Genomic DNA, 13,887 nt, shown 5'->3' on the forward strand with positions numbered 1-13,887 from the left:
ATGAACGCGATGGATCACCGCCCTACCCGGCTTGATGGCGTGTCCATTGATAGTGAGCATCCGGGGTGCGTTCCTCGTTCCCGGAGCCGTCGGTCAGTTCCACAAGCCTGAAACCGTAGCTTTCATAGAACCGGCGCGCCTGCAGATTTGCCTGGAAGGTCCAGAGGTTCAGCTCCTGCGCGTCCTGCCGGGCAGCTGTCAGAAGGGCCAGCCCAACCCCGCGGCCATGCCATGTCGGGTCGACATAGAGATGATCGAGCCAATCCTGCTTCGAGACCGCAAATCCGATCAGCCGGCCTTCATTCTCGGCCAACCGGATCGTCGAGGATGGAAAGACGTGCCCCTCGAAGAACGCCAGATCCTCCTGCGGCGTGTGAAGCTCGGGCAGGTACGGGAGGCAGGTTCTGCGCACGTGGCGGTGTAGCTGGGCAACAGCCTTCATGTCGTCAGAGGAAGCATGCCGCAGAACGAAGCTGGACACTATTCAGCCCAAACCCGCGTCGGCGGGAAAATCACCTCGACCAGCGTTCCCTCGCTGGGCTGGCTGGAGATCTGCAGCGCTCCCTTGTTTGCCTCAACCAGGGCCTTGGTGAGAGGCAGGCCGAGACCCGTACCGCCGCGCTTGCGCGACGTGGCGAGCTGCCGGAAGGGTTCGAGAGCGGCCTCGACCTCCTCGGGCGTCATGCCGATGCCGGTATCGCGCACCCGGAAGGCCACCTCGCCCCGATCCGTCATGGCCGTGGAGACGATCACCTGCCCGCCCGCATCGGTGAACTTGATGGCGTTCGACACGAGATTGAGCACGATCTGGCGCATAGAGCGCTCATCGGCCACCACCGGCGGGAGCTTGGGCGCGAAGCTCATGCGCATGACGATGCGGTCACGGGCGGCCTGCGGCTGAAGCAGGGCGACACAGCTGGAGACCAGATCGTTCAAGCCTACACCCGTAAAGGACAGTTCCAGGCGTCCTGCCTCGATCTTGGCGAGGTCCAGAAGATCGTTCACGAGGCTGATCACATGGGAGCCGGAGGCGTGAACGTCCTTGAGGTATTCCTTGTAGCGATCGTTGCCGACCGGGCCGAAGCGCTCCTCGAGCATAACTTCGGCGAACCCGAGAATGGCATTCAACGGCGTGCGGATCTCATGGCTGATCTTGGCCAGAAGATCGGATTTCTGGGCGCTTGCTTCCTCGGCCGCATGCTTGGCGCCGATCAGTTCGCCTTCGGTCTTCTTGAAGGCCGTGATGTCCCGCAGCACGGCGCAGAACCGGCGCTCCGGACCGTCGCCGAGGCGGCCCATGGTCATGAAGAGCGGGATGGGCCCGCCTTGGCGCTCCCGGCCGAGCACCTCGCGCCCATCATTGAGCAGGCTGCCCACACCCGGCGAGCGCAGGCGCTCAAGGTAATCAAGGGCGACGATATGGCTCTCGGGGGCCAGCAGAACCGTGATGGCATCGCCCGCCACCGCCGGCTCATCGTAGCCGAAGAGCGCCTCGGCCGAGCGGTTGAGGGAGAGGATGCGGCCCGTCTCGTCGAGCACGATCACGCCGTCGGTGGCCGTATCGAGGATCGCCTCCAGCTCATGGACGCGGCGGTCCTGTGACGAAGGTGGGGGAAGATCGGCATTGGAGGCCCTGCGGATCACCAGAAGATCCGCCTCCGCGCCCTCCCACTCGGCCGATGAGGCACGTACTGTGACGGCGATGTTCTCATTGCTGCGGGTCGTCAGGGCAAGGGCCATGTCCCCCTCGACTGGACCTGCGAGAGCCGGCGATCCGCGAAACAGGTGCACGAGGCCGCCATCGGCCCGGATCTGCTCGACCGTCTCATAGCCCGTGAGATCGAGCAGGAAGCGGTTGACGAAGAGGATGCGCTCACCACGGTGGATCAGGATGCCGATCGGCAGCCGGTCCAGGATGGGATCCCCGCTCGCAGGAGGACCGGCCGGCCCGGAGGGAGCATCTCTCTCGACGGCCGGTGCGGTCTCGTCGGGCTCATCGGCGGCCTTGTCCTGAGATGGCGCCTCCTCCAGCCGGGCGCCGAGCGCCCGCGCAATTTCGCGAAAGGCGTTTCGCTCGGCGTCGGAGAGAGTCGATCCGGGTGGCTGTCTGTCGGCGAGCTTGCGCTGCGGAGTGGGCTCCGGCGGCGTGGTGCTGGAGAGAGCTTCCGCGACATGCTCCCGAAGATTGGTGAACCAGTTTTCCTCATCGGAGGAGACATCTTCCGGCTCCGGCTCCTGCGGGGGCATTTCCTCCGGAGGACGGAAGGGGAAAGTGTCGTCAGGGACGAGGCTTTGGGCGATCAGATCGGCCTGGCTGCTTCCCTCATCCGCCATCGGCTTCTCGATGATCTCCCGCTCGCGCGCCGCGTCCATGCGCAGCAGGCCGAAGCCCCGGAAGCCGATCAGTTCCCTATCCATGCTGAAGACGGGCATACCGGCCAAATCGACGGGCACCTGCAAGGAGGCGTTGCCGATATTCCAGAGGACGGTTCGTCCGCTCCAGGTCTCCCGACGGGCGAACAGGTCTGCAACGGCACCGTCCGGATCCTCGACGGCCGAACGGCACACCTCATTCCAGGTCCGCCCGATGATATCGGCCGCAATCGGTCCGACGGCTTGGGCGAGCTCCGGCGAGACTTCAGTGAAGCGTGTCTGCGCATCGGCCTGCCAAATAAATCGAATCGTGCCGCGGGGCTGGTCCGGCCGGAGAGCGGAGTCGCCGGAGATCTCTGCAACTTGGCTCTGAGCCGGCGAGTTCTCGTCGGCAGCTTGAAGAGCACGGGAGCGCCCAACCCTGTTTGCCGATCCGGTGAATGCCGTCACCAGCACCGCTTCGCCGTTGTCCAAGGCCGCCAAGCGGCAGGCACAGGCGACCGGAAGCCAAGGGCGAGCCGGGTCGAGCCTCAGGCGCTCCATCCGGACACCCTCGTGGGGTGCAAGGCCGCCGGCCAGAGCCTTGATGCGTTCACGGGTACGGACATTGTGGGTTACCCGCTCGAAGCCCTCGGCAAAGGCAAGCCTCAAACCTTCAGCGCCAGGCGATGCCCAGAGCAGCCTCTCCCCTGTCCGGTCCCAGATGAACACGACCGCACCCGGCTCAGCGAGCAGGCCAAGGGCCGGCTCGGCGGCAAGCCGCGCGATCAGATGTTCAAAGGGATGGGGACCACCCGTCATAACGGTCCTTACGAGGAATACCGCGAAAGCTCTTCTGCTTGAGCTTCTAGACTAATATCTGCGGTCAAGCATGCAAGGCGGAACCCTTGAATCCGTTTACTTTCAGGTAACCTTAATAACGCAAGGCACAAAGGAGTTGATTTTGCAGCGCACAATGTGATATTGCACTGCACAAATGCCTTACAACAAGGAGCATGTCATGGCAGCGAACCAGCCCCAAGGTTACGAGATTCCCCCGGAGATGCGCGATTTCGCCGAGAAGAGCGTCGAGCAGGCCCGCAAGGCGATCGACGGCTTCATGAGCGCCGCTCAGAAGACGGCCGACACCTTCGAAGGCTCAGCCGCGACGGTCCAGACCAGCGCCCGCGACGCGGCCCGCAAGACCTTCACCTACACCGAGCAGAACCTGAATGCGGCCTTCGACCTCGCCCAGAGGATGGTTCGCGCGAAGGACATGCAGGAGGCCATGCAGATCCAGGCTGAGTTCGTGCGCAGCCAGTTCGAGGCGATGCAGACCCAGATGAAGGAATTCGGCTCCATGGCACAGTCGGCCATGAAGCAGCCGGGCTCCAAGAAGTAAGACACCCTCCAACAGCCCCGCGAGGATCTCACGATGGCGGAAGCGAAGAAGCCACGAGCCAAGAGAGCAACGAAGGCCGCCAGCCCCGAGCTGAAGGCCGATCTCATCGAGCTGGCGGCCGCTCCCGCCGTCACGGCTCTGGAGGTGGTCACGGCTGCAAAGCCTGCGACGCAGCCGAAGGCGCCCGAGGTGAAGCCCGTCGCACCTGAGGCTCTCTTCTCCTCGGCGAAGCAGCAGGGCGATGCCTTCCGCCAAGCCGTCGGCGAGGCCGTCACCGCATCCGCCAAGGGCGCCCTGGAGGTCAACGGCAAGATCATCGACGCCCTGAATGTCCAGAGCAGCGCCGCTCTCGACCTCTGGCGTTCGGCGTTCAGCCCCGCTCCCCTTCCCGAGGCCCTCAAGGCGCAAAGCCAGGCGACACGCCAGGCCTACGAGGCAGCTTCGGCCCAGTGGAAGGACATCGCAGAGTCGACGGCGCTCTGGTTCACCAAGAGCCTGGAGCCCCTGCACTCGGCCTTTCAACGGCCGGGGCGTTAATCGCGCTATCCGACCGCCGGATCATGCGCTAAGGCTCGGCCACATCGGCCGAGCCTTTTTCATGTCTTCATCACCCGTTCCAGCGGTCATTGCCGTCGTGATCCATGAGGAGCGGACCCTTCTGGTCCGCAGGGCCAATCCGCCCGATGCCGGCCTGTGGGGCTTCCCCGGCGGGAAGATCGAGTTCGGCGAAACGGTTCGGGCGGCAGCCACCCGGGAACTCTTGGAGGAGACCGGCGTCCATGCGGAAGCTCAGGACGTCATCACCACGCTGGACATCCTCGTGCCGGATTCGTCCGGAGCGGTTCACCAGCATTACATCCTGATTGCCGTCCGCTGCCGCTGGATTTCCGGAGAGCCTGTCGCGGGCGATGATGCACTTGAGGCCGGCTGGTTCTCTATGACCGACCTCGAATCCGGCAAGCTTGCCATGAGCGCCGATGTGGACGCGATTGCCCGGCGGGCTCAGGCCCTCGCGTCGAATGCGCCCTGAACGGGTTTAGCCTGTCGAACCAACAACCTCCCGCGTTAAGAAAAAGGCCTCACCCCTGTGCGGATGAGGCCAAGTTGCTGTCTCTTAACTTGAGGCTGGAAGGCCTGACGTCACCGGCAGATTTGCACATAATCGCCATCCGATCTCAACCCGCCCAGCCGCATCATGGTTGATGAAGAGTAAACATTCATAAAGCATCAATCATATTGCAAACGGTTACATCCAAACGTATTGCAACATTCTCTCATATTCTTCTATGACCTCAGGGACGGGCAATTCATGCCTAGCGACTTCTAGCTCACAAGTACGGAATACAATCATGCGTAAATCTGCTCTTGGACTGCTCGCTGCCACCGCGGCTCTCGCCCTTGCGGCTTCGAACGCCCATGCGGCCGATCTTCCGTCCCGCTATTCCCCTGCCCCGGCCTACAACGCGCTTCCGGTTTTCACCTGGACCGGCTTCTATGCAGGCCTGAACGCCGGCTATGGCTGGAACATGGGCGACAGCCGCTTCTATGACCCGACTTTCGGCAGCATTCCCGGCCGGCGGCATGGCGGCTTCGTGGGTGGCGCGCAGGCCGGCTACAATTATCAGTTCGGCATGTTCGTCGGTGGCGTGGAGACGGATCTCCAGTATGCCGCCGTCGGCAACAAGGGCGCGTCCTACGGCACGACCTACTATCCGGGCGACTCGGACGGCTTCTTCGGCTCCATCCGGGCCCGCGCCGGCGTGGCCTTCGACCGCGCCCTGGTCTACGGCACGGGCGGCTTCGCCTATGGCGATGTAGGCGGCAACAGGGGCGTCGACCCGGTTCTCGGCCATCACTCCGGCGATGAGATCAACTGGGGCTGGACCATCGGCGGCGGCGTCGAATATGCGATCACCAACAACTTCACCGCCAAGCTCGAAGGCCTCTACGTGGATATCGACACGAAGGACAACTTCGATCGCGGCGGCCGCTTCAATGTCGAGCGCGATGCGGAGTTCGGCGTGCTGCGTGCGGGCGTGAACTACAAGTTCAACTGATCGTCCGACATCCCTCGAAAGACAAAGGCTCGGTGACAGCACCGGACCTTTTCATTTTGCCGGTGGCCAGCAACTGCTTCAGGGATCGTTGACCGCTTTCGGCGCCCGGAGAGGCTCCGTCTCGCTTCGCTTGAGGGCAAGCAGCCGCCGGGCGGCGGTTCCACCCGGATCGGGTGAGTAAAGCCTGCCGTTGAGCACTTCGATCTGCCAGCGCTGCAGCTCGAGCAAAGCTCTCAGAGACCTCACCCGATTCTGGAGATCGAGGGCATCCTTCAAGGGATCTGGATCGTCGCCTGTCATGGAACCATGACTGCCAATGTCGCGATGAATCATGTCTGAATGCGCAAGAGAATGAATGTCAATCGGAGGAGCCTGCCACGAACAAGCCCGGCAGGGGGCTTACGCAAAACGATACTGGTCACGGCCTGAAACAAGGCTCGTGGTTCGGCAATCAGGAGGGCTCTGCTTAATGGATGTAAGTGTCTTACAATTCCAGAAGGCTGGCAAGCCTCTACGGGTGCATTCCACGCCGCCCTAAAGCTCAAGCGGGGCGCTTTTGAGGCGCAGCCCCCATCAGCCCGGAACCTGAGGTGAAGTTCAGCAGTTCCACCAGCAGAGCTTGGAAAGAGAAGACCTCATGCCAGACACTCGCCATGAAACGGAAGCGGACAAAATTCTCTCGGCCTTGAGCCTCACCGCCCCGGACGAGCAGGCCCTGCTGCAAGGGCGGCGCCTTCTGGCCGAAGCCCTGGAGCAGGCAGAGCGGCGCGGACGCCAGATCCTTGGAAACCAGAAGGAATCGAGCGGCTGAAGAAGAGCCTCAGCCGTGGCGTCAAGCTTTTCAGCGCCGGGATTCAACTTCTGCTAACGGCGGCCGGGTAGGTTCCATTACACCCGGCAGACATCCCCTGCGACATTGACGGCGAGGAACGGCCCCAGGCTGCGGCACGTTCCTTCCCTGTGCGATAGAGCACAGCGGGAAAACCTCGGGTGTGATGATCATCCGGGTGTTGGAGAATAGGTCGATGCGCTCCTTTCTGATGGTAATCTTGGCTAGCACCTTTGGCATGGCAGCGATTGGTGGCGCTCAGGCTCAATCCTCCGATACTCGCATCGTATCCATGCCCTTCGGTGAGTGCCTTTCCATCATCAGCGAAGCGGCGCAGGAGACGGACGAGGAGCCTGTCAAGCTCGTGAACACGAGCGATGTCGTGACAGCCCGCATTCAGGCTTCGGACGGATTCGTCACCGTCTCGTGCGACCGGAGCGCCAGCAAAATCACTCTTACGAAGAGTCCTGTTCCGGAAGCCGCCGGAATGACCGCAGCACGCTGATCGCAGCTGCCACAGCCCGCTCGCGAAATGATTCACTCAAAGTCTGCTCTTCTGCTCGTCATCTGGAGCGGATGAGATTTTCTCCCGCGTCGTTGTGGGAAGCCCGATCTTCTCCCCGCATGCTACAAGCATGGGTTCCAGCCGACTCTTCTAGCTGGCACAACAGCCTTCCATGCCGCTTGAGTTTTCTCTCGGCCGTTGTCTTGCATAGACGGCACTTCTCATGAGCCCTGTCATAGTCAGGTCATGGGGTGCTGGTAAGGTTGACGGTCAAGGGTGAAGGGGCTGTGGTCTAATCCACAAAGTCCCGGGAACTTGGCGTGACGCTTGACGATTCAGGCAGTGACGCATGACCCACGAGCGTTCGAGTTTATTCATTTTCCCCCTACCATGATGAGGCCAGACAATGCCTGCGAAACATTTCAGCCAGACGCCGCCCGATAAGGCCAATGACCTTTTTGACAAGATTCTTGCGACCTCGGACACCGCGACCAAAACACGTGAGCGCCTCTTCGCAGATCTGAAGGACGAACTGGAACTCCTCGCCAGCCTGCAGGAGCAGCATCTCTTCCCCATTCTGCAAAGGCATGGGATGCAGGATCTGCTCAGCGCTTCCATGAGCGACAACGAGGAGACGGCCTCGTTGCTGGGAGAACTCGAGCGCATGCAGAAGAGCAGCGGCGATTTTCTCGGCAAGGTTGCCGAGCTCCGCAAGGCGTTCCAGCGGCATATCCGAGATGATCGGAAACAGCTTCTCCCGGCGGTCCTCGAGGTGCTCAGCGATGAGGAGGCCCAAGCTGTTGCAGAGCAGGTCGAGGACGAGCTGGCTCACCTCAGCGACGCAAAGCAGGTCGAGCCGCGCGCTCCCGTCGCCATGAACCCTTTGGCCCGGCGCAGACTGGACGGAGTCGACGATGTCGTTCGCCTAGGAACAGACAGCGCGCATACCGTCACCACCAGCGTGCAGGATATCTCGCAGGAGTGCCTGCGCATGAGCCAGAAGCGGCTTCAGACGAACCTAGACGGATGGAGCAAACTCGCCGAGTGCCGGTCGCTTCAGGACCTCACCAGGACTCAGGCCTCGCTGATGCAGGACAACCTTGAACTGACTCTCCAGAACAGCTTCCGTCTCGCTGACCTCGCCGTGAAGCTCGCAGAAAAAACGGCATGGTACGGCAATGCGGGAAGAACGGCCGCCTCGGCGGCGTCTCTCCGGAAGCCCGCATGAAAGCGCCCTCCCCTGACTGAGGCGAGGGATTAATCGAGCGTGGAACGGCACCAGGATCCTTGCACCGGTGCCGTTCCCATATTTTCGGAACCAATGAACGCGCCATCCCAAAAACGGCATCCATGACTTGCCTATGATGGACAGCCAGCTAGCGCGGCCTATATGTGGAGCATTCCTGACGAGGCGCATTCATGCCTGAGAGCGACAAGCAGATCGACGAGGAATTGGACGAGCTCGACACCACGAGCCGCGTCAATTTCCGGGATTACCCGAGTTCCGGTCTGGTCGTGGTTGCCGCCATCAGCTCGGGACTGGGTTGGATGCTGTACAGATGGCTCGGTCGGAAGCGCAAGGCCCGCAACGATGCGTCGGATACCCCGGCGCGAGCGAATGCCCCTCCGCACACCCCAACCCAGCCCGTCGATAAAAACACATGAACCCTGTACGGCAGTTTCCCGACGTGCTTCAGCACACCGCCGCCTGTTAAGCCCTGGTTTACCTTCTGATGATCGGCAGGAGGCTTTCATGGCTCAGAGTGCTGTTTCATTCGTCCTTGGCATAATCGCTCCCTTGGCCCTGGTGAGCTGGCTGCTTGTGCTGCACTGAAGCAGGAAAGACCAAGCCTGCCCGCAGATGCTCTAGGGATTCGGCGCGTATTCTTCCCTTGCGTAACCAAGCATTCACCTTTCAGGCGCAGCCTTCATCAGTGCCTGACTGGCACGGTCCTCCCTCCTGGCTGCAACAGCGGCCCTCCTAGAGCGCCACCCAAGAAGGCGCTCTTTCTTTGCGGTTCGCAAAGGGAGTGCGTGCCACATGAAGCGCATTCGCCCTTCGAAGCAGGGACTGACCAGCATGCCCGCAATCCTATTCCGTTTCGGAAGCATGGAATAAAAACACCTTCGTTGCCACGATGTTGCCTTATTCAACAATCAGAACAGCGGCAACGGATAACAAGAACTTGATTCTGCAATCCGCAATATTATGAGCAACGCCAGAAGTGCTCACTTGTATCTATAATTATCAAGCGTTTCCTTCCTGCGTATTCGCAGTAGTTCTACACAGAACCGCGTAATTATTATTCAGAGACCTCGGAAAGAGGCTCGATCGATTTTGGGGCAGATAATATGGCTTTGAATCCTTCAGTCGCACCTGGCGGCAACTTTGACTTGTCCAATTGGAAGATCACCCTCCCCATTGACGCCAATGGCGGCTTCAGCGGCTCCGCCATGGAGGTGAAGAACCTCTCCACTTACCAGCACTCCAAGTACTTCTACACCGCTGCCGACGGCGCCATGACGTTTGTGGCTCCGGTTGATGGCGCCACCACCAGCGGCTCCTCCTACGCCCGTTCCGAGCTGCGCGAGATGAACGGCACCGCCAATGCGGCTTGGAATCTCAGCACCGGCGGCTTCATGAGCGCGACCCTCGAGGTCGATTCCGCTCCCATTCGTGATGGCATGGGCGGCCGCATCATCGTCGGCCAGATTCACGGCAAGGACGACGAACTGGTCCGTCTCTACTGGGAGAACGGCAAGCTCTACTTCGCAAACGATCAGGCCGGCTCCAGCAACAGCGAGACGAAGTTCTACTTCGTGAATGCATCCGGTCAGCAGCCAAGCGTCTCCCTCGACGAGCGCTTCTCCTACACGATCAATGCCAAGGGCGACACGCTCGAGGTGACGGTCTTCGCCGATGGACAGATCTACAAGTCGGTCAGCAAGATCAACAGCGTGTGGCAGTCGGATAGCTTCTACTTCAAGGCCGGCGCCTATCTCGGCGCGAATGAGACCAATGGCACGGGCTACGGCCAGACCTCCTTCTACGCTTTGAGCTTCAACCACAACGGCACGGTCACGACCCCGACGCAGCCGACAACCTCGACGCCCGCACCCGCTCCGACCCCTGAGTCGAAGGACAATGCGGTCACGGCCGCGGACGATCGTTATGCGGCCGTCGAGGACAAGGTTCTGACCGTCAGCGCATCACAGGGCGTTCTGGTCAACGACACCGCCGCCGATGGCGGCAAGGTGGCCGTCGCCGGCACGTTCGCCACCGCTCAGGGCGGCAGCGTGAAGATCAACGCCGATGGCTCCTTCGTTTATACCCCGAAGGCCGATTTCTTCGGCTCTGACAGCTTCAGCTACACCGCCAAGGACGCTGACGGTGACTCGGATGTCGGCACTGTGACTCTCGCCGTTGCCGATGTGGCGGAGACAAGCACCCCCGCGGTTCCGACGACGCCGAGCACTCCGACGACGCCTACCACGTCGCAGCCGACCACAACGAAGACGATCTCGGGCACGAGCGGCTCGAACAGCCTGACGGGCACGTCCGGCAATGATCGCATCGACGGCAAGGGCGGCGACGACAAGATCTGGGCCAAGAACGGCAGCGATGTGCTGATTGGAGGCACGGGCAAGGACACTTTCACCTTCGACACTACGCCGAGCAGCAAGAACGTGGACGTGATCCTCGACTTCAACGTGGCCGACGACACGATCCGCCTCAACGACACCGCTTTCACCAAGCTCACATGGGGCAAGCTGTCGGCGAGCAGCTTCGTGATCGGAACCAAGGCGCTCGATTCAAACGATCGCATCATCTACAACGACAAGACTGGCGACCTGTCCTACGATGCGGACGGATCAGGCTCGATCGCAGCGATTAAGTTCGCCGAAATCAGCAATCTCGCCAAGCTCACGGCGGCCGACTTCCTCGTCATCTAAAGGCAGTAGCCGACTGCATCAACTGTGACGCGGCTCCGGGCAACCGGAGCCGCTTTTCTTTGCGTGTCGTACAACATCTTCTGCTTCGGACGGATCGGACGGCACGGGATCAACAAAGGCATAGCCTGCCGCATGGATTATCCGTTGGACGCAGACCTCAAGGCGCTTGCCGTGTAAACCGCCAGGGCTGTCCAGATCAGACCAAAGGCGACGGCGTCCACCCATCCGAAGGCTTCCCCGTAGACGAGAACACCGAGGGCCAACTGCCCGGACGGTGCCAGATATTGCAGCAGGCCGATGGTGGACAGCTTCAGCCGCTGGGCCGCGGCGGCAAACCAGATCAGCGGCGCCGCCGTGCTGAGCCCCGTGAGCACGAGAAGCAGATCGAGACCCACTTGTCCTTGGAACGCGGCAGCGCTGCCATCGGCAAAAGTCATGGCCAGATAGCCAAGCGCCAGCGGTGTGAGCAGGAGCGACTCGATGCAGAAGCCGACGAGCGGAGGCACCGGTACGACCTTTCTGACCAAGCTGTAGAAGCCGAAGCTGCAGGCGAGGGCCAGCGCAACCCACGGCATCTCTCCCGATGATACGCCGAGGACGAGAACGCCGCTCCCGGCGAGCAGGCAGGCTGCCACTTGGGCCGGCCGAAGCCGCTCCCGGAGGAAGAGCACTCCAAGCACCACGTTCAGGAGCGGATTGATGAAGTAGCCGAGGCTTGTCTGGACCAGATGCCCGGAATTCACCGCCCAGATATAGATCAGCCAGTTGATCGCAATCAGACCCGCTGAGACGCCGAGCAGAAGCAGGTGCCGACCGGAGAGAATGACCTCGGCAAGCTTTCGCCCTTGCCTGAAGGCAACAATCAGTCCAAGCGCGAACAGGCTTGCCCACACGATGCGGTGAGCCAGGATCTGGAGCGGCGGCATGGATGAGAGAAGCTTGAAATGCAGAGGCACGGCCAAGCCCCACATGAAGAACGCCGCGAGCGCATAGAGAACGCCAATCCTCGTCCGGCGCAACTCGGCGGCCTCATGTTCCGGTGCCATTGACATCAACCTGCTGGAGAGCGTGAGCGCAGTGGCCTGCGACGATCCTCATCGAGGGTGGTAATCGAAATCCCGCGAACCGTATAGCCGCGGCCTATGCTGGCTCCGATCGAGAGCAGGACACGATGAGCCGCCACGCTTCTGGAAGGCACATCGGACTGGATGTCGGGGAGAAATGCCTCGAACCTGCGAGGCCTAAGTCATTGGACTTTGAAGTGGTACAGCCGCCCCGGCTCGAACGGGGGACCCCCAGATCCACAATCTGGCAGTCACAGTGATCAAGGGGGATCAGTAAGCATCAATCCGCCCAATTTTCCTTGACATATCAATAGTTACCACCAGACTATGTGATCCAATATAATCATTGGTAAGCACCGTCCTGCTTACCATATGCTTACCAGCAGGCTCACATGCGCTTCTCACAGCAGTCGATCTCCAGCCTCAGAATTCCGGCTGGCAAGCCCTACCATATTGAATGGGACGAGGCGCTCCCTGGCTTCGGGGTCCGCGTCAACCCAACGGGCAAAGTCTGGGTGGTGCAGTACCGCGCCGGTGGGAAGTCGCGTCGCGAAACTATCGGACGTGTCGATACAGTTTCTCTTGATGCAGCCCGCCAGACGGCAAAGAAGACGCTTGCAAAGGTCCAGCTGGGATCGGACCCACATGCCGAGAAGGCACAAGCCAAAGCACGTGCAAAGATCACTTTCGAGGCTGTCGCTGAGCGATACCTGAAGCATGCCCAGGACCGCCTGAAACCGCGCAGCTTCGAGGAGGTGGAGCGCCACCTGAAGAAACATTGGCAGCCCTTGCACGGACTCCCCGTCAGTGAGATCGGACGGGCTCTCGTAGCTACCCGGCTAGAGGAGATTGCCGAGCAGAGCGGGCCTATCGCGTCCAACCGCGCCCGCGCCGCCTTATCCGCGCTTTTCGCCTGGGCAGTGGCAGTTGGGCTCGCTGAGTCCAATCCAGTTATAGGCACCATTCGGGTGGCCAGCGAAGTCTCCCGCGAGCACGTCATCATGGACGATGAGTTAGCAGCCATCTGGAGGGCCTGTCGCGATGACGATTATGGCCGTATCGTTCGGCTCCTGATCCTAACAGGCCAGCGGCGCGACGAAGTGGGGGATATGAAGTGGTCGGAGGTGGACCTCGACCGAGGGCTCTGGGCGATTCCGCGCGAGCGTACGAAGAATGGCTTAACCCATGAGGTGCCGCTCAGTGATGTTGCTCTGGAAATCCTACGGAACATCCCACGCCGCGAGGGTCGAGAGTTCGTATTTGGCGAGGGCCAAGGCGGATTCAGCGGGTGGTCAAAATCAAAAAGTCGTTTGGACGTCCGGATCGCGAAAAATGAGACAGTGATGCGTCCTTGGCGCCTCCACGACCTAAGACGAACCGCAGCTACTCGCCTGGGTGAACTCGGCACGCTTCCTCACGTGATTGAGGCGGTGCTCAATCATATTTCAGGCCATAAGGCCGGGGTGGCAGGCATCTATAACCGTGCCACGTACCAGAAGGAAAAGCGCGCCGCCCTTGGTGCATGGGCAGATCGTGTTCTTGGCCTCACCGGTAGAGCTTCGATCAGAAATCTCGAAGATGTGCCAGTGCAGAGCGCGCATGGTGAGCGTTAGACGGTATTGAATGAAGCACGAAAGCGATGGAGATGCCTCGCTCTGCGAACCCTATTATCAACTACGTCAACGCTCTTTGTGATAGACTACATGAAGAGCCGTTAGGGCAGG

At 61.0% G+C, this 13,887-nt stretch carries 14 protein-coding genes; 10 read left to right on the plus strand and 4 right to left on the minus strand.

Annotated features, from left to right (window positions below; all coding sequences use genetic code 11):
• Positions 1-22 precede the first annotated feature (22 nt).
• On the minus strand, positions 23-481 hold the full coding sequence (locus tag JQC81_RS02850) for a GNAT family N-acetyltransferase (protein WP_203270204.1): 459 nt from the start codon (positions 479-481) through the stop codon (positions 23-25).
• Positions 481-3,174, minus strand: a complete 2,694-nt coding sequence (locus JQC81_RS02855; protein WP_203270205.1) for a PAS domain-containing sensor histidine kinase — start codon at positions 3,172-3,174, stop codon at positions 481-483. The genes JQC81_RS02850 and JQC81_RS02855 overlap by 1 nt, the downstream gene beginning before the upstream one ends.
• 199 nt (positions 3,175-3,373) lie before the next feature.
• Here JQC81_RS02855 and JQC81_RS02860 point away from each other — a divergent pair, with 199 nt between their 5' ends.
• From JQC81_RS02860 to JQC81_RS02875, 4 genes are all read left to right on the plus strand, one after another.
• Positions 3,374-3,754 (plus strand): phasin, encoded by a 381-nt coding sequence (locus JQC81_RS02860; protein WP_203270206.1) that lies wholly within the window; start codon positions 3,374-3,376, stop codon positions 3,752-3,754.
• 33 nt (positions 3,755-3,787) lie between these two features.
• Positions 3,788-4,291 (plus strand): phasin family protein, encoded by a 504-nt coding sequence (locus tag JQC81_RS02865; RefSeq protein WP_203270207.1) that lies wholly within the window; start codon positions 3,788-3,790, stop codon positions 4,289-4,291.
• Positions 4,292-4,352: 61 nt separating this feature from the next.
• On the plus strand, positions 4,353-4,784 hold the full coding sequence (locus tag JQC81_RS02870) for an NUDIX hydrolase (protein WP_203270208.1): 432 nt from the start codon (positions 4,353-4,355) through the stop codon (positions 4,782-4,784).
• Positions 4,785-5,103: 319 nt separating this feature from the next.
• Positions 5,104-5,811, plus strand: coding sequence for an outer membrane protein (locus JQC81_RS02875; RefSeq protein WP_203270209.1), 708 nt, complete (start codon positions 5,104-5,106; stop codon positions 5,809-5,811).
• A 78-nt stretch (positions 5,812-5,889) separates the two neighbouring features.
• Here the strand turns inward: JQC81_RS02875 and JQC81_RS02880 are convergent, their stop codons facing one another.
• Positions 5,890-6,144, minus strand: coding sequence for a hypothetical protein (locus tag JQC81_RS02880; protein ID WP_203270210.1), 255 nt, complete (start codon positions 6,142-6,144; stop codon positions 5,890-5,892).
• A gap of 304 nt (positions 6,145-6,448) precedes the next feature.
• Here JQC81_RS02880 and JQC81_RS02885 point away from each other — a divergent pair, with 304 nt between their 5' ends.
• From JQC81_RS02885 to JQC81_RS02905, 5 genes are all read left to right on the plus strand, one after another.
• A complete protein-coding gene (locus tag JQC81_RS02885) occupies positions 6,449-6,622 on the plus strand; it encodes a hypothetical protein (protein ID WP_203270211.1) in 174 nt (57 codons plus the stop codon).
• A gap of 214 nt (positions 6,623-6,836) precedes the next feature.
• Positions 6,837-7,145 (plus strand): hypothetical protein, encoded by a 309-nt coding sequence (locus tag JQC81_RS02890; protein ID WP_203270212.1) that lies wholly within the window; start codon positions 6,837-6,839, stop codon positions 7,143-7,145.
• Positions 7,146-7,551: 406 nt separating this feature from the next.
• On the plus strand, positions 7,552-8,373 hold the full coding sequence (locus JQC81_RS02895; RefSeq protein ID WP_203270213.1) for a phasin family protein: 822 nt from the start codon (positions 7,552-7,554) through the stop codon (positions 8,371-8,373).
• Between the two features lie 191 nt (positions 8,374-8,564).
• The gene (locus tag JQC81_RS02900) at positions 8,565-8,810 is read left to right on the plus strand and encodes a hypothetical protein (protein ID WP_203270214.1); all 246 of its coding nucleotides are present in this window, start codon (positions 8,565-8,567) and stop codon (positions 8,808-8,810) included.
• A gap of 687 nt (positions 8,811-9,497) precedes the next feature.
• Positions 9,498-11,099: a polysaccharide lyase family 7 protein gene (locus tag JQC81_RS02905; protein ID WP_203270215.1), complete on the plus strand. Its 1,602-nt coding sequence runs from the start codon at positions 9,498-9,500 to the stop codon at positions 11,097-11,099.
• A gap of 137 nt (positions 11,100-11,236) precedes the next feature.
• Here the strand turns inward: JQC81_RS02905 and rarD are convergent, their stop codons facing one another.
• Positions 11,237-12,103, minus strand: coding sequence for an EamA family transporter RarD (gene rarD, locus JQC81_RS02910; RefSeq protein ID WP_203270252.1), 867 nt, complete (start codon positions 12,101-12,103; stop codon positions 11,237-11,239).
• 452 nt (positions 12,104-12,555) lie between these two features.
• On the opposite strand from rarD, the gene JQC81_RS02915 reads away from it, so the two are divergent.
• Positions 12,556-13,776: a tyrosine-type recombinase/integrase gene (locus JQC81_RS02915; RefSeq protein WP_203270216.1), complete on the plus strand. Its 1,221-nt coding sequence runs from the start codon at positions 12,556-12,558 to the stop codon at positions 13,774-13,776.
• Positions 13,777-13,887: the final 111 nt, after the last annotated feature.

It is taken from the genome of Microvirga arabica (assembly GCF_016811235.1).
GTDB lineage: Bacteria > Pseudomonadota > Alphaproteobacteria > Rhizobiales > Beijerinckiaceae > Microvirga > Microvirga arabica.